The sequence below is a fragment of the Streptomyces sp. NPDC001663 genome (assembly GCF_042893105.1).
Taxonomy (GTDB): Bacteria; Actinomycetota; Actinomycetes; order Streptomycetales; family Streptomycetaceae; genus Streptomyces.
On sequence record NZ_JBIAUR010000002.1, the window covers coordinates 439,539 to 454,241 of the forward strand.

The following is a 14,703-nucleotide window of genomic DNA, read 5'->3' on the forward strand; positions in this document are numbered from 1 at the left end:
GGACTCAGACAGCCATGGCTATCTTCCTCAACAAGGACTCCAAGGTCATCGTCCAGGGCATGACCGGTGCCACGGGCATGAAGCACACCAAGCTCATGCTGGCCGACGGCACGAACATCGTCGGTGGCGTGAACCCCCGCAAGGCGGGCACGTCGGTCGACATCGACGGCAACGAGATCCCGGTCTTCGGCACGGTCGCCGAGGCGATCGAGAAGACGGGCGCGAACGTATCCGTCCTCTTCGTACCGCCGGCCTTCGCCAAGGCCGCCGTGGTCGAGGCGATCGACGCCGAGATCCCGCTCGCGGTCGTCATCACCGAGGGCATCGCGGTCCACGACTCGGCCGCGTTCTACGCGTACGCCGTGTCCCAGGGCAACAAGACCCGGATCATCGGCCCGAACTGCCCCGGTCTCATCACCCCGGGTCAGTCGAACGCCGGCATCATCCCGGGCGACATCACCAAGCCGGGCCGTATCGGCCTGGTCTCGAAGTCCGGCACGCTGACGTACCAGATGATGTACGAGCTGCGTGACATCGGCTTCTCCTCCGCCGTCGGCATCGGTGGCGACCCGGTCATCGGTACGACGCACATCGACGCGCTCGCCGCGTTCGAGGCCGACCCCGACACCGACCTGATCGTGATGATCGGTGAGATCGGCGGCGACGCCGAGGAGCGGGCCGCGGCCTTCATCAAGGAGAACGTGTCGAAGCCGGTCGTCGGCTACGTCGCGGGCTTCACCGCGCCCGAGGGCAAGACCATGGGCCACGCCGGTGCCATCGTCTCCGGCTCCTCCGGTACGGCCGCCGCGAAGAAGGAGGCCCTCGAGGCCGCCGGCGTCAAGGTCGGCAAGACGCCGACCGAGACGGCGAAGCTGGCTCGCGAGATCCTGGCCGGCTGAACAACAGCAGGCTCAACAGCGGCTTTCCAGCTGTGAGTCGACGGGCCCGCTCCCTTCCCGGGGGCGGGCCCGTCGGCATCACAAAGTCGATCATCCCGTCAGCGGTACGAGCCGCTGCGGTCCGGGCACCATCTCCTGCCGCAGTTTCGCGCGCAGCTCCACCTCCATCGCGGACAGCGCGCCCTGCGCCGCCCGCGGTGGAACCCCCTCGATCCTCGCCCCCGGGGCCACCGGAGGCTCGTAGTGCGTCGGAGCCGTCCGCAGCGTGAGCGTCGTCGTGCCGATCAGGGCCACGGTGAAGGCGATGGCGGCCCGCGCCCAGAAGCGGGCCCGGCGCTCGCCTCCGGTGCGCACGGTCGGCGGCCTGGCCGCGCGCAGCCGCTCGGTGGAGGCCAGTTCGGTCAGCCGCCGGTGGAGGACGTCCGGGTCGCCCAGTTCGGGCAGACGCGCGGCGATCGCCTCGCGCGCGTGCAGCAGCCGGCCCGCCGTCGCCGGTGTGCTCGCCTCCGCCTCGGCCGCCGTCTCCGGCAGATCGAGGCCGACACCGTCGTAGAGCAGAAGCGTGCGGCGGTACGGCGGCGGGAGTTTCAGCAGGACGTCCAGCAGCGTGCGCCTGTCCCTGTCGGCGGGCGGCGGGTCGGGCTGCCGGAAGCGCGGGCGGAACCGGTGCCAGGGGGAGAGGGCGTACTCGTACGCCGTCGCCCGCACCCACCCCGCCGGATCCCGGTCCACGGCCACCTCGGGCCAGCGCTGCCAGGCGAGTTGGAAGGCCCGCTCGACCGACTCGCGCGCCAGTTCGCGCCGCCCGGTGAGCAGATACGTCTGCCGTACGAGGGCGGGGGCGCAGAACGCGTACAGCGCGTCGAAGGCCTGAGCGGGCGTCAGGGGAGCGGCCGGTGCGGGAAACGGACCCGCCGGCTGCCTGTCCGGACACACCGTCACCTTGGCCTCGGCCCGGGAGAGTTCGGCCAGAAGCGCCAGGTAGGCCGCCCGTTTCCGGCCGCGCGGGGTCGTACGGCCGGACTCCCATGAGGCGACGGTCTTGCCGGCGATGCCGAGCCGTGCGGCGACCTGATCCTGGGTCAGTGCGCCTGCCTCACGCAGGCGTCGGCGTTCCGTGGGGGGCGGCAGCGGGCTCGAAGCGATCGGCGTCACGGGGCGCCCTTCCGTGCGAAAAAGAACATAAACGTATATTGAGCGACACTTCGGAGGTTCGCCTGTTACGACGGGAAAGCGCGTGTCGTTGGGAGCATGGCCGTCGTGACGCAGATGACCGCCCGCCGCTCGCCGTTGTCCCCTCTGATCGCCCGCGTGCGCGACCGGCCGCCCGGGCTGGGTGCCGGCGTCCTGAGCGGCGCACTGGCCGCCGGGCTGGGGCTCGGGTCGTTCGCGGTGCTCGTGATCGCGCTGTGGATCAGCTCGCCGTATCCCGACAGCGGGCCCGGCAGCGCACTGCATGTCGCGGCGGCGCTGTGGCTCCTCGCCCACGGCGCCGAACTCGTCCGCACCGACACGCTCTCCGGCGTCCCCGCACCCGTGGGCGTCACGCCGCTACTGCTGCTCGTGCTGCCGGCGTGGCTGATGCAGCGGGCCGCGCGGGACGCGGTGGACGGCGGCGCGGAGGACGGGTCGGACGCACCGCTCGTCCCGGCCGGTACGGCATGGGCGGGCGTCGTCCTCGGTTACCTCGGCGTCGGCCTGGCCGCGGCGCTATACGCCTCGGGCGGTGAGCTGCGGCCGTCGTGGGTGTGGACCGTGGTGTCCCTGCCGCTGGTCGTCGCGGGGGCGGCCGGGGTCGGGGTGTGGAGGGCGTACGGGCGCCCGCGCGAGGCCGTGGACGCGGTGCTGGCGCTGCTCCCCGCCGGAGCGCGGTGGCTGGTGGTCGGCCCGGACGCCGGCGTCCGCCCGGGCACGGCGGCGCGGGCCGCGGCGGCCGGGACGGCGGTGCTGGTCGGGGGCGGGTCGCTGCTGGTGGGGGTCTCGCTGGTGTGGCACGGCACGGCGGCACGGGGCTTCTTCCTGCAGCTGACGGAGGGCTGGTCGGGCCGTTTCGCGGTGCTGATGCTGTGCCTGTCGCTGGTGCCCAACGCGGCGGTGTGGGGGGCGGCTTACGCCCTCGGCCCGGGGTTCGCGCTCGGCACGGGGCATGCGGTGGGGCCGCTGTCCTCGGCGCCGGCGCCCCTGCTGCCGCCGGTTCCGCTGCTCGCGGCGGTGCCGGAGGCGGGGCCCGGGGGCTGGATCAACTGGGCCGCCGGGGCGGTGCCGGTGGCCACCGGACTGACCGTCGGATGGTTCGTGGGCGCGCTGGACGGAGGGCGGCCGGGGCGTGGTCCCGGGAGGGACGCGGGCGACGGAGCCCGCATCGGGCGGACCGCCGCAACCGTCGCACTTGCGGCCCTGCTGTGCGCGGGCGCCATCGGCGTCCTCGCGGGCTCGGCGGGCGGACCGCTCGGCGTCGCGGCGCTCGCCCGGTTCGGCCCGGCGTGGTGGGAGACGGGCGGCGCGGCCTTCGCATGGATCACGGTGGTGGGCACCCCGACGGCGGTGGTCCTGCGGGCCTGGCGGTGCCGGAGGCGCCGGGCGGGCGGGCCGAAGGCCGCGGAGAGCGGAGCGAAGAGCGGGACCAAGGTCGTGGAGCCGAGGACGGAGAAGTCCACGCCGGAGAGTTCCACGCCGGAGAAGACCAGGTCGGAGAAGAGGTCCAGGTCGGACAAGCCCGGTTCGCAGGCGTCGAAGTCGGAGGCGCCGGAGGAGAAGGGTTCGGTCGGCCGGTGGTTCGGGAACCGGAAGCGCGCCGGGAGCAAGGACGCGGCGGCGAAGGCGGCGGACACGGCGGCCTCCGTGACCCATGATCAGGACACGGTGCCCTACGACCAGGACGCCGTGCCCTACGTCCGGAGCGACAAGCACCGCGCCGGCCAGGACGACGACACGTTCGAGCCGTACGACTTCCCGCCCGTCGAGCCCTTTCCGGAGCCGCTGTCTCTCTGGCACGACGACGACGCCACCCGGGAGGCCCGTTGGGCGGCGCTGAAGAAGGCGTCCGACCCGCAGCCGGAGCCGCCGGAACAGCCGTGAACGACGGCCGCCGCGCGCGGCGGCCGTTCGTCAGCCGCTCGTCAGCCGTTCGTCCCCAGCAGCCCCCGCAGCTCCTTCGGCAGAAGCTGCGTGCAGGACTGCTTCGCCGCGTTCGTCAGGGCGTCGTTGGTGCAGGTGTAGTAGTCGCTGTAGACCAGCTGCGCGGTGAAGCTCGCGGCGACCAGGACGATGGCCAGGGAGGCCGTCACCAGACCGCTCACCGCCGCCGTCGTCTGGGGGCGCGCGGACGGATCGTGGGTCGAGGACGAGTTGTCCGGGGTGCGGGACTTCGATCGCAGGGCGCTGCCGCCCCAGTACAGGGAGAGCGCGCCGAGCAGCAGGGCCACGTACGGCCAGCTGAAGAGGGCGAAGAAGAAGGCCCACATGCCGCACAGCAGTGAGTAGCGCGCGCGGCGCTGGGCGGGGTCGGCCGGGTCCCAGCGCATGCCCGAACCGGGGGTGTTGCCGCCCTGGCCCTCGGGGCCGGGGGCCGGACCGCCGGGGCGCTCGCCGAAGCCGCCGGGGGAGCGGCCCGGCTGGCGGTCGCTCCACTGGCTGCCCCAGGGCGAGTCGTTCTCTGAGCCCTCGCCGTCCTCACCGCTTGCCGGACGGCGCGGCTTCCAGGGGCGGTCCGGTGTGCCCGCAGGCGGCGGCGCGAACGGGTTGTCGTCCTGCGGGGTGCCGTCCTGCCCGTCGTCCTTGCGGTCCGAGGGCGCGTCCGGCGGCGAGGCCGGCCGCTCCCGCAGCAGCACGGCGTCCCGCTCCCCTCCCTGTGCCGGGAGCGGGGGGAGCGTGAGGAGTCGCAGGCTGCGGTCCGACATCAAGAGAGCGTCTTCCCCTTGGTGAACGTGGCTTGGTGAACTTGGCGAACGTGGTGGATACGGCTGGTCCTGCAAGAGCTGTCACACCGTGAACGCACCGCACGACAAGCGCGTTCCCGATCCGGCTCCTCCCAGACGCTACCTTCCGGCCACGCCCCCGTCCCGAGGGGGCCGTCCGGTGTGCCGGTATCGTTGCTGACGGTCGGCCGCTTCGTAGACTTCCCCGTATCCCGGGGCGCGAAGCATTCGTACGAATGTACAACCGCACGGCGTACGCCGGCCGTACGGAAACGCTCCCCCGAGAAAGGGCCCCACCGTGGCCGCCAAGCCCGTGGTCAAGCGCCTCGTCGTGCTGGTCTCCGGATCCGGCACCAATCTGCAGGCGCTCCTCGACGAGATCGCGGCCACCGGAAGTGAGGCCTACGGCGCCGAGATCGTGGCCGTCGGCGCCGACCGCGGCGGTATCGAGGGGCTCACGCGCGCGGAGCGTGCCGGGCTGCCGACCTTCGTGTGCCGGGTCAAGGATCACGAGACGCGCGACGAGTGGGACGCCGCCCTCGCCGAGGCCGTCTCCGCGTACGAACCGGATCTGGTGGTCTCCGCCGGGTTCATGAAGATCGTGGGCAAGGAGTTCCTGGCCCGCTTCGGCGGGCGGTTCGTGAACACCCACCCCGCCCTGCTGCCCAGTTTTCCCGGAGCCCACGGTGTGCGTGACGCGCTCGCGTACGGCGCCAGGGTCACCGGCTGCACCGTCCACTTCGTCGACGACGGCGTCGACACCGGGCCGATCATCGCTCAGGGCGTGGTGGAGGTCCGGAACGAGGACGACGAGAGCGCTCTGCACGAGCGCATCAAGGAAGTCGAGCGAAGGCTGCTCGTCGATGTCGTGGGGCGGCTCGCCCGCAACGGCTATCGCATTGAGGGACGAAAGGTAGTTATCCAGTGACCGCCGACATCAACAAGCGGCCCCTTCGCCGGGCGCTCGTCAGCGTCTACGACAAGACCGGGCTCGAGGAGCTCGCGCGCGGGCTGCACGAGGCCGGTGTCGAGCTCGTCTCCACCGGCTCCACGGCCGCGAAGATCGCCGCCGCGGGCGTCCCCGTCACCAAGGTCGAGGAGCTCACCGGCTTCCCCGAGTGCCTGGACGGCCGGGTCAAGACCCTGCACCCCAAGGTGCACGCGGGCATCCTCGCCGACCTGCGGTTGGAGAGCCACCGGCAGCAGCTCGACGAGCTGGGCGTGGCCCCCTTCGACCTCGTCGTCGTCAACCTCTACCCCTTCCGCGAGACCGTCGCCTCGGGGGCGTCCCCCGACGAGTGCGTCGAGCAGATCGACATCGGCGGTCCGTCGATGGTCCGCGCCGCCGCCAAGAACCACCCGTCGGTCGCCGTGGTCACCAGCCCGGCGCGGTACGCGGACGTCCTCGCCGCGGTCAAGGACGGCGGCTTCGACCTCGCCACCCGCAAGCGGCTCGCGGCGGAGGCCTTCCGGCACACGGCCGAGTACGACATCGCGGTCGCGAGCTGGTTCGCGAGCGCCTACGCGCCCGCCGACGACTCCCAGTTCCCCGAGTTCATCGCTGCCGCCCTGGAGCGCAAGAGCACCCTGCGCTACGGCGAGAACCCGCACCAGCCCGCCGCGCTCTACGTCGACGGCACCGGTGTCGGTCTCGCGGAGGCCGAGCAGCTGCACGGCAAGGAGATGTCGTACAACAACTACACGGACACGGACGCCGCCCGCCGTGCCGCGTACGACCACGACGAGCCGGCCGTCGCGATCATCAAGCACGCCAACCCCTGTGGCATCGCGACCGGTTCGGACGTCGCCGAGGCGCACCGCAAGGCCCACGCCTGCGACCCGCTGTCGGCGTTCGGCGGCGTCATCGCCGTCAACCGCCCGGTCTCGAAGGAGATGGCCGAGCAGGTCGCCGAGATCTTCACCGAGGTCATCGTCGCGCCCGACTACGAGGACGGCGCCCTCGAGGCCCTCGCCAAGAAGAAGAACATCCGCGTGCTGAAGGCCCCGGCCGCGCCCTCCCACCCCGCCGAGGTCAAGCCCATCGACGGCGGCGCGCTCCTCCAGGTCACGGACCGCCTCCAGGCGGACGGCGACGACCCGGCCAACTGGACGCTGGCGACGGGTGAGGCGCTGTCGGCCGACGAGTTGGCCGAGCTGTCCTTCGCCTGGAGGGCATGCCGCGCGGTCAAGTCCAACGCGATCCTGCTCGCCAAGGACGGCGCCTCGGTCGGCGTCGGCATGGGCCAGGTCAACCGCGTCGACTCCGCGAAGCTCGCCGTCGAGCGGGCCGGCGCCGAGCGCGCACAGGGCTCGTACGCCGCCTCGGACGCGTTCTTCCCCTTCCCGGACGGCCTGGAGATCCTGATCGAGGCCGGCGTCAAGGCCGTTGTCCAGCCCGGCGGTTCGGTCCGCGACGAGCTGGTCGTGGAGGCCGCGAAGAAGGCGGGCGTCACGATGTACTTCACGGGGACGCGGCACTTCTTCCACTGATCCCCGGCAGCGCGTGCGGCGGCCTCCGGCCCTCCCCCGAGGGAGCCGGAGGCCGCTCGTCTTCGGTGGCGCGACTACAGGAGGCCGGTCACGCGGGTGCCGTCCGGGGTGGCGGCGGATGCCGCGGCCGCGGAGCCGGCGATCAGGGCGGCGGTCGCGAGGAACAGTGCGGCGGGCCTTGCGATGTTCATGTTGTCCCCCATGAACTCCATGGACGCTGGTGGTCGCTCCACCGTGGCGCGGGACCGGAGTCACGGGTACCTGAGAACTCTCAGGGTCACTCCTTGCCGTCGGGGGCGTACTCCTTGAGGTAGTGGGCGACGCGGGCGGCGTAGGTGCGGTACTTCGGGGGAACACCGCCCGCGGCGTTCACCTTCTTGTACGAGGTGCGGTAGGCGGCGGCGAGCAGGACGCGGCGGTCGCCCGGCAGGGAGGTCTCAAGACGGGGTTCGATGGCGCACAGGTAGCGGCCCATGGCCGGGATGGACACGGCGGGGGACAGAGGCGGGGTCGGGGTCGCCGACGCGGCCACGCCGTCCGGGCGGATCCACCAGCGCAGCACGCTCGGGGTCCAGCGGGCGATGCCGTACTCGCCCTCGGCGCCTGCGGAAGGGTCGGAGAGGTTCGGGTCGAAGTCGCTCTCGACCTTCAGCATCGCCGCGAGGAGGACCGGGGAGACCTCCCGCTGCAGGCAGTCGTGGGCGGAGTCGACGATCAGGCGGCGGTACTGCACCGGGACGCCCTTGTCCGTACGGAGTTCGGAGGCGCCGTAGGCCGACACGGCCCCCGAACCCTTGCCGCCCCTCGTCCCCGAGTCGGCCCAGCTGCTGATGCCGTAGCCGAGCGCGGCCATCGCCACCGTCGCGACCGCCGAGCCCAACGCCACCGCGGCGCGGCGCCGGCGGGGCAGCACGGTGCGGGGCAGTCGGGGCGAGCGGCCCGTCCCGGCCGCCCGCTCGACGCGCCGCAGCAGCGCGTCCGTGCCGATGCGGTCGGCGTGCGTACGGGCCAGGCAGTCCCGCACGATCTCCCGCCAGGCGTCGGGGAGCCCGGGCGACAGGCGCAACTCCTCGGTGCCGCGGGCGTAGGCGGCGGCCGCGTCGCGGCGGGCCGTCGGGGTGCCCCCGGGCAGCGGGAAGGAGTCGGTCAGGACCAGGTGGGCCAGGACGCCGAAGGCCCAGACGTCGGCGGAGGGGCGGATCTGGCGGCCGCGTGCGCCGATCTCCGACCACAGCAGCTCCGGCGGGGTGTAGTCCGGCGTGGAGAAGGCGGGCGTGTACGCGTGCGTGCCCTCCAGTTCCGCGGCCATGTTGAAGTCCGCAAGCCGTGCCGAACCGTCCTTCATCAGCAGCACGTTGGCCGGTTTCAGATCGCCGTGCACCCACCCGGCCCGGTGCAGCTGGGCCAGGCCCTCGCAGATCTGCGCGAGCAGCGCGGGCCCGGCGGCCGGGCGGGGCGCCGCGGACAGCTGCGCGGACAGGGAGCGCTCCGCCTTCTCCAGTACGAGGACGGTGGCGCCGTCGAGGGCGGGGCGGGAGGGGTCGTCGACGGTGAGGGTGTCGTACATCCGGATCAGCCGGGGGCGGCTGAGACGGCGGTGCAACTCGACCTCGCGGTCGACGAGTTCGCGCAGATGGGCCAGTTGGCGCGGGGTGCCGGTGCCGGTGGGCAGGAACTTCAGGGCGGCCGTGCGGGGGAGCTCCTCGCCGACGAGGTCGCCGGTGCGGCGGCCCTCGTACACGCTGCCGAACGCGCCCGTCGCGATCGGCTCGCGCACCTCCCAGACACCGACCCGGTAGCCCTTGGGCACCGGCACGGCGTACGGCTCGGTCACCGGGCCGCCCGGCGGCCGGACGTCGCGGCGGCCAGGACGATCAGGTCGTCCTCCCGGACCAGGTCGAAGCGGAGCGCCAGCGAGACCAGCGACTCCTTCTTGCCGTTGAGGCGCGGGCCCTGGTCGGCCTCCTCCGGGCCGGGTTTCAGACGCAGCTTCACCGCCAGGTAGTCGATGTTCCACTGCACCGAAGTGCGGGACGCGGCGGGCCAGTTCGGGCGCAGCCGGTCGACGACCTGGTCCACGGTGGGCAGCGGCGCGTGCGGTTCGCCCCGCAGCCGTGGTTCGCACAGCGCGGCGAGGACCGCGAAGTAGCGCTTGGTGCGGTCGACCGAGAAGGCGGGCGCGGTGGTGGCGCCGTCCAGGCCGCCCTCGGAGTGCAGATAGTCGTGGCGCGGCGCCCACACCTCGATGGGCAGCAGATCGCCGGCCGCCGGCAGCACGATCCGCGAGAACTCGAAGGGGACGGGGGCGTCCAGGCGGCCCGGCCCCACTTTGATGTGCTCGCCCGCGCCCTCCGGGTTCTCCACCACGTACGTCTGCTCGCGGCTGAGGTTGCTGAGTATCCAGAAGGCGCCCTGCGCGGTGATCTCACCGGCTCTGCGGGACACCCCCTCGTGCGGGATCGTCACGTCCACGTCCTGCGCGGATCGCCCGAAGGTGAGCCTTTCGCCGGGCGCGAGCCGGAACTGGTTGCGGTTTCGCTCGTCCTCCGTGGTCGGCGGAGGTACCACGATGATGCTGTACAAGGTGCGTCTCCCCGTGCCTCACAGCTACCCACGTCAGAGTAGGGGGACGCACCAGGGCCGTGTCCCCCTCGTACGGGTGAGACACGGCCCTGGAAGATTTATGGCGCGAACGCGACGCCCGCGAGGTCAGTTCTGGACGACCATCGTGGACGCGGCCTTGTCGTGCCAGCCCTGCTGGCGGCCCGACTTGTCCCAGAACGGGGACAGGTAGACCACGAGCTGGCCGATGCCGCAGGCGAAGCTGCCGACGACCGGGATGATCCAGCGGATGAACGCCGAGCCCAGGCCGGGCTTCTGGCCGGTGTCGGCCTTCACGACGCGCAGGCCGACGGCCATCTTGCCGAGGGTCGCGCCGACCAGACCGGTCATCAGCCACTCGTAGAGGAGGCTGAGGATCGCGAGGGCGCCGAAGATCGCGCCGAACTTGGCCGCGAAGTCCGAGCTGGCGTTGTTGACGCACGTGGTGTAGTCGGCGGCGTTCGGGTCGCAGTCGTTGACCGAGTTCACGGCGCCCGCGATGCCGGCGAAGGCGAGGACGCCGTAGATCACGCCGAGGATCAGCCCGTCGATCACACGGGCACCGAAGCGGCGGCCCATCGAGGCGACCCGGGGACCGGGGCCGCCGGGGAAACCGGGCTGCTGCGGGTAGCCATAACCCTGCTGCGGGGGGATGCCCTGCGGGGCCTGCGGGTAGCCGTAACCGGGCTGACCGGGCTGGCCGCCGGGCTGCTGCGGGTAGCCGTAGCCCTGCTGCGGGTTTTGCGGCTGCTGGCCGTACGGGTTCTGGGGAGAGCCGAAACTCATGGCCTGTTTTCCTCCGTTGCACTGCGGGGACGATGCGGATGGCGCGGAGGAACGTCAGAAAATGAGCGGTTTGCCCCCCAACACGGACCGCGATACTGCGCCGTTCATCGTCGTTGGTGGGGTAAGGCCTTGTCCAGCCGCATTCGGCAGGCGTTGTGCAAGTGCAACCTGGGCGATCATGGAGGAACGAAGGGCAAAGGGCACGGGCGGCCCCGGATTGGAACCGGGGGGCGGTCATCCGCGAGGATGGGGACATGACCGCCCAGATTCTCGATGGCAAGGCCACCGCAGCCGCGATCAAGTCCGATCTGACCGTCCGCGTGGCGGCGCTGAAGGAGAAGGGCGTCACGCCCGGCCTCGGCACGATCCTCGTGGGGGACGACCCCGGCAGCCAGAAGTACGTCGCCGGAAAGCACCGCGACTGCGCCGAGGTCGGCATCGCCTCCATCCAGCGCGAACTGCCGGACACGGCCACGCAGGAGGAGATCGAGGCCGTCGTACGGGAGCTCAACGAGGACCCGGCGTGCACCGGTTACATCGTCCAGCTGCCGCTGCCGAAGGGCATCGACGAGAACCGGATCCTGGAGCTGATGGACCCGGACAAGGACGCGGACGGCCTGCACCCGATGAACCTCGGGCGGCTGGTGCTCAACGAGCCCGCCCCGCTGCCCTGCACCCCCAACGGTGTCCTCACCCTCCTCCGCCGCTACGGCGTGGAGATCAAGGGCGCCGAGGTCGTGGTCGTCGGCCGCGGTGTCACCATCGGGCGCCCGATGCCGCTGCTGCTGACCCGCCGCAGCGAGAACGCGACCGTGACCCAGTGCCACACGGGCACGCGTGACCTGTCCTCGCATCTGAAGAGTGCGGACATCATCGTCGCGGCCGCCGGTTCGGCCCACCTGATCCGGCCCGAGGACGTGAAGCCGGGCGCGGCCGTCCTCGACGTCGGCGTCTCGCGCAGCGCCGAGGGGAAGATCGTGGGCGACGTCCACCCGGGCGTCGCCGAGGTCGCCGGCTGGATCTCGCCGAACCCCGGCGGTGTCGGCCCGATGACCCGCGCCCAGCTGCTCGTCAACGTGGTCGAGGCGGCGGAGCGCAGTGCCGGCTGAGGCGAAGGACCCCGAGCGGACCGCGAAGGACGCCGAGCACGAGGTGCCGGACCCCGAGGAGCAGGCGGAGGAGACCGTCCGCGACGCGATCAGCGCGCCGGACGCCGAGGGGAAGCCGCGCCGCACCACGCGCCGCTTCCCGCTGTTCACCAAGGACACCGCACGCCCCGAGGGCGGCGGCCGGGCCGCTCCCGGCGACGCCCCCGCGCCCGCCCGGCAGTGGCCGATCCTCTCCGTCTGCGGGCTGGTCGCCATCGGCCTGCTGTTGACCGCGCTCGACGCCTTCCGGGTCGGCACCCTGCTGATCGGCGTCGCCCTGGTGGCCGGCGCACTGCTGCGCTGGATCCTGCCCGACGTCGGCATGCTCGCCGTACGCTCCCGCTTCACGGACATCGCCACCTACGGCGTGCTGGGTCTGGCGATCGTGCTGCTGGCGATGATGGTGCAGCCGAACCCCTGGCTGGTGATCCCGTTCCTGAAGGACACACTGCACCTGACGGTGAGCAGCTGACGCGGCGACGACGACGGCCCGTCCTCTCCCCCGAGCAAGGACGGGCCGTCGCCGAGAACCACCTTCCTGCACCGTGAAGTGCCTGTTCAACGGCTGTCAGAGCGCTGTGGCACGGAGGTGACCGTTCCGCAACGCGGGAACCAACGGACGTCCGGCGTCGTCACCTGCTCAGGGCGGGCAATGCGAGGGATTCGTGGAGGTGGGCGATGGGCGGCTGGCAGCCGCTGCCGGACGATCTGCCGCCGGAGGTGAGGCACTTCGTGGAGCAGCTGCGGCTCCTCAAGGACCGGACGGGGCTCAGCCTCGTCGCGCTCGGCGCCCGCACCGCGTACAGCAAGTCCTCCTGGCACCGCTACCTCAACGCCACCCAGCCGCCGCCCCGGCAGGCCGTCACCGCGCTGTGCCGGATCGCGGGCCTCGACGGCCCGGACGCCGAACGCTTCGGCGTGCGCTGGGAACTGGCCGTCCAGGCCTGGCCGCGCCCGGCGAAACCCGCCGGTGACGAGCGCGCGCCCGAGTACGAGGACGACCCCACCCTGCCCTGGTGGGACACCCCCGAGGAGGACAGCGGCCGCCGGCCCGGCGGACGGCTGCTGCTCTACGCCGTACTGCTGCTCCTCCTCATGGTGCTGATCGCGGTCGTCGGCACCCTCGTCCTCGGGTGAGTTGCCCATGAGTGGGGTGAATACGCCCGTGGCGTGTGTGGTTGTCCATGTGTGGCCGGTGTGCCGAAGTATTGGCAACTTCGCGAACTTGAAACGGGGTTGTTCGATGTCGGGGCTAGCGTGGGCGGGTCCGGCCGGGCGGCGGAGGGGGTCGTCGGTGGGACACTGGACCGCGGCCGGGTCGGCGTGCAACGGTGCATGCCGAGCGGCTCGAACGCTCCCGTGCGCCCCCATCCCGGGAACTGAGATCCTTACTGGGCGCATCCCTGTGGGTAGCCAGAACCGGCACCACGCACGGGAGAACGCGAGGAACACCAGCACCAACCGGGGGGAAGAGGGGGGAAGCAATGCCTCGTTGGAGGGCCTTGCCGGATGAACTCGATCCGCAGGTCAGGGAGTTCGCGAGCCAGCTGCGCCGGCTCGTGGACCGCAGCGGCCTGAGCATCGCGTCGGTGGCCGACCGCACGGGCTACAGCAAGACGTCCTGGGAGCGGTATCTGAACGGCCGGCTGCTCGCACCCAAGGGTGCGATCGTCGCGCTGGCCGAGGTGACGGGTACCAACCCGATCCATCTGACGACCATGTGGGAGCTCGCCGAACGTGCCTGGAGCCGTTCGGAGATGCGCCACGACATGACCATGGAGGCCATCCGTATCTCCCAGGCGCGCGCCGCGCTCGGTGAGTTCGGTGCGCCTCCGGCGAACGCCAAGGGCAGCAGGACGGCCCGTAAGTCCGGCAGCGCGACGGCGACGCCGGGCGTGGCAGGACCGGCGGGAGTGGCACCGACGGTGCCGCCGCAGCCGACACCGAAGGACGCACCGCGGGGCCCGGAGGTCTCCTCTTCTCCGGGGAGTTCGACCGGTTTTCCGGGAGTCCCGTCCGGTTCCCCGGAGGACCGGTCCGGTTCGTCGGCAGGCTCGTCCGGCGTCAACTCGTGGCGCCTGGCCGGTTACCAGGGGCCGGCGCCGACCGGCGGGCGTGCCCCGGGGGGCGCGTCGCCGACGCCGTCTCCCGCGTCGTCTCCGGTACCCGGGGCCGACGGTCCCGCCTGGACACCGGGGACGCCGAGCCCGTTCGGCGAGCCCCCGCAGGGGCCGCGGCCGGGCGGGGGCACCTCCGGCGGCGGTGGTGGCCGGCGCAGGCTGACGATGTTCCTCGCGGGTGTCGTCGGCGTGCTGGTGGTCATAGCCGCGGTGTTCTTCCTGACCGACAACGGCGGTGGCAAGAAGAACGAGGGCGGCAAGGCCTCCCCGTCGCCCTCGGTCAGCTCCGCCGACCTCCCGGCCGGTGTGAAGTGCGCCGGCGCCTCCTGCACCGGCAAGGACGCGGAGGCCATGGGCTGCACCAAGGACGCCGCCGCGGTGACGACCGCCAAGACCGCCACCGTCGGCACGACCACCGTCGAGGTGCGCTACAGCAAGACGTGCGGCGCGGCTTGGGGCCGTATCACCCAGGCCGCGCAGGGTGACTCCGTACAGGTGACCGCGGGCAAGGCCAAGGAGGACGACAGCATCACGCAGGCCGGCGACAACATCGCCTACACCCCGATGGTCGCCGTGAAGGACGCGGGCGAGGCGAAGGCGTGCGCGACGCTGGCCTCGGGCCAGAAGGGCTGCACGAAGTAGCGCGGGACAAAAAAAGAGGGGGCGGCCGCCCGTCCGGGAGAGGGGGGACTGAGGCGGCCGCCGGTGGGGGTACCGACTTGGCCGGACTCCCGTGGGGGTA

13 protein-coding genes are annotated in these 14,703 nt (G+C 72.2%); 8 read left to right on the forward strand and 5 right to left on the reverse strand.

Annotation, left to right across the window (positions count from 1 at the left end; translation table 11 throughout):
- The first annotated feature begins 14 nt into the window (after nucleotides 1–14).
- Nucleotides 15–899: a succinate--CoA ligase subunit alpha gene (sucD, locus tag ACFY1L_RS08320; protein WP_388820002.1), complete on the forward strand. Its 885-nt coding sequence runs from the start codon at nucleotides 15–17 to the stop codon at nucleotides 897–899.
- A 90-nt stretch (nucleotides 900–989) separates the two neighbouring features.
- Here the strand turns inward: sucD and ACFY1L_RS08325 are convergent, their stop codons facing one another.
- Nucleotides 990–2,054, reverse strand: a complete 1,065-nt coding sequence (locus ACFY1L_RS08325) for a helix-turn-helix domain-containing protein (RefSeq protein ID WP_388820005.1) — start codon at nucleotides 2,052–2,054, stop codon at nucleotides 990–992.
- 114 nt (nucleotides 2,055–2,168) lie between these two features.
- On the opposite strand from ACFY1L_RS08325, the gene ACFY1L_RS08330 reads away from it, so the two are divergent.
- Nucleotides 2,169–3,977, forward strand: a complete 1,809-nt coding sequence (locus ACFY1L_RS08330) for a DUF6350 family protein (protein WP_388821123.1) — start codon at nucleotides 2,169–2,171, stop codon at nucleotides 3,975–3,977.
- A 41-nt stretch (nucleotides 3,978–4,018) separates the two neighbouring features.
- Here ACFY1L_RS08330 and ACFY1L_RS08335 read toward each other — a convergent pair whose 3' ends face one another.
- Nucleotides 4,019–4,798, reverse strand: coding sequence for a hypothetical protein (locus ACFY1L_RS08335; protein ID WP_388820007.1), 780 nt, complete (start codon nucleotides 4,796–4,798; stop codon nucleotides 4,019–4,021).
- Between the two features lie 316 nt (nucleotides 4,799–5,114).
- On the opposite strand from ACFY1L_RS08335, the gene purN reads away from it, so the two are divergent.
- Together purN and purH are read left to right on the forward strand one after the other, a co-directional pair.
- Nucleotides 5,115–5,744, forward strand: coding sequence for a phosphoribosylglycinamide formyltransferase (purN, locus tag ACFY1L_RS08340; protein WP_388820010.1), 630 nt, complete (start codon nucleotides 5,115–5,117; stop codon nucleotides 5,742–5,744).
- Nucleotides 5,741–7,306: a bifunctional phosphoribosylaminoimidazolecarboxamide formyltransferase/IMP cyclohydrolase gene (gene purH / locus ACFY1L_RS08345; protein ID WP_388820013.1), complete on the forward strand. Its 1,566-nt coding sequence runs from the start codon at nucleotides 5,741–5,743 to the stop codon at nucleotides 7,304–7,306. The genes purN and purH overlap by 4 nt, the downstream gene beginning before the upstream one ends.
- A 277-nt stretch (nucleotides 7,307–7,583) precedes the next feature.
- On the opposite strand, the gene ACFY1L_RS08350 is transcribed toward purH, so the two are convergent.
- From ACFY1L_RS08350 to ACFY1L_RS08360, 3 genes are all read right to left on the reverse strand, one after another.
- Nucleotides 7,584–9,140 (reverse strand): protein kinase, encoded by a 1,557-nt coding sequence (locus ACFY1L_RS08350; protein WP_388820016.1) that lies wholly within the window; start codon nucleotides 9,138–9,140, stop codon nucleotides 7,584–7,586.
- The gene (locus ACFY1L_RS08355) at nucleotides 9,137–9,889 is read right to left on the reverse strand and encodes an FHA domain-containing protein (RefSeq protein ID WP_388820019.1); all 753 of its coding nucleotides are present in this window, start codon (nucleotides 9,887–9,889) and stop codon (nucleotides 9,137–9,139) included. Before ACFY1L_RS08355 ends, ACFY1L_RS08350 begins: the two co-directional genes overlap by 4 nt.
- Before the next feature lie 126 nt (nucleotides 9,890–10,015).
- Nucleotides 10,016–10,693 carry an RDD family protein gene (locus ACFY1L_RS08360; protein WP_388820021.1) on the reverse strand — a complete coding sequence of 226 codons (678 nt, stop codon included), beginning with the start codon at nucleotides 10,691–10,693 and terminating at the stop codon, nucleotides 10,016–10,018.
- Nucleotides 10,694–10,947: 254 nt separating this feature from the next.
- Here ACFY1L_RS08360 and ACFY1L_RS08365 point away from each other — a divergent pair, with 254 nt between their 5' ends.
- From ACFY1L_RS08365 to ACFY1L_RS08380, 4 genes are all read left to right on the forward strand, one after another.
- The gene (locus ACFY1L_RS08365; RefSeq protein WP_388820024.1) at nucleotides 10,948–11,802 is read left to right on the forward strand and encodes a bifunctional methylenetetrahydrofolate dehydrogenase/methenyltetrahydrofolate cyclohydrolase; all 855 of its coding nucleotides are present in this window, start codon (nucleotides 10,948–10,950) and stop codon (nucleotides 11,800–11,802) included.
- A gap of 43 nt (nucleotides 11,803–11,845) precedes the next feature.
- Complete coding sequence (locus ACFY1L_RS08370; protein WP_388821126.1) at nucleotides 11,846–12,313, forward strand: DUF3017 domain-containing protein; 468 nt, start codon at nucleotides 11,846–11,848, stop codon at nucleotides 12,311–12,313.
- 206 nt (nucleotides 12,314–12,519) lie between these two features.
- Nucleotides 12,520–12,978, forward strand: coding sequence for a helix-turn-helix domain-containing protein (locus ACFY1L_RS08375; RefSeq protein WP_388820027.1), 459 nt, complete (start codon nucleotides 12,520–12,522; stop codon nucleotides 12,976–12,978).
- 365 nt (nucleotides 12,979–13,343) lie between these two features.
- Entirely contained in the window at nucleotides 13,344–14,603 is a 1,260-nt protein-coding gene (locus ACFY1L_RS08380) for a DUF2690 domain-containing protein (RefSeq protein ID WP_388820030.1), read from the forward strand.
- Nucleotides 14,604–14,703 lie beyond the last annotated feature (100 nt).

What these genes read in the sequence shown, in the direction of transcription:
- sucD (WP_388820002.1), top strand. Translation starts at nt 15, where the DNA reads ATGGCTATCTTCCTCAACAAGGACTCCAAGGTCATCGTCCAGGGCATG.
- ACFY1L_RS08330 (WP_388821123.1), top strand. Translation starts at nt 2,169, where the DNA reads ATGACCGCCCGCCGCTCGCCGTTGTCCCCTCTGATCGCCCGCGTGCGC.
- ACFY1L_RS08335 (WP_388820007.1), bottom strand. Translation starts at nt 4,798, where the DNA reads ATGTCGGACCGCAGCCTGCGACTCCTCACGCTCCCCCCGCTCCCGGCA.
- ACFY1L_RS08360 (WP_388820021.1), bottom strand. Translation starts at nt 10,693, where the DNA reads ATGAGTTTCGGCTCTCCCCAGAACCCGTACGGCCAGCAGCCGCAAAAC.
- ACFY1L_RS08365 (WP_388820024.1), top strand. Translation starts at nt 10,948, where the DNA reads ATGACCGCCCAGATTCTCGATGGCAAGGCCACCGCAGCCGCGATCAAG.
- ACFY1L_RS08375 (WP_388820027.1), top strand. Translation starts at nt 12,520, where the DNA reads ATGGGCGGCTGGCAGCCGCTGCCGGACGATCTGCCGCCGGAGGTGAGG.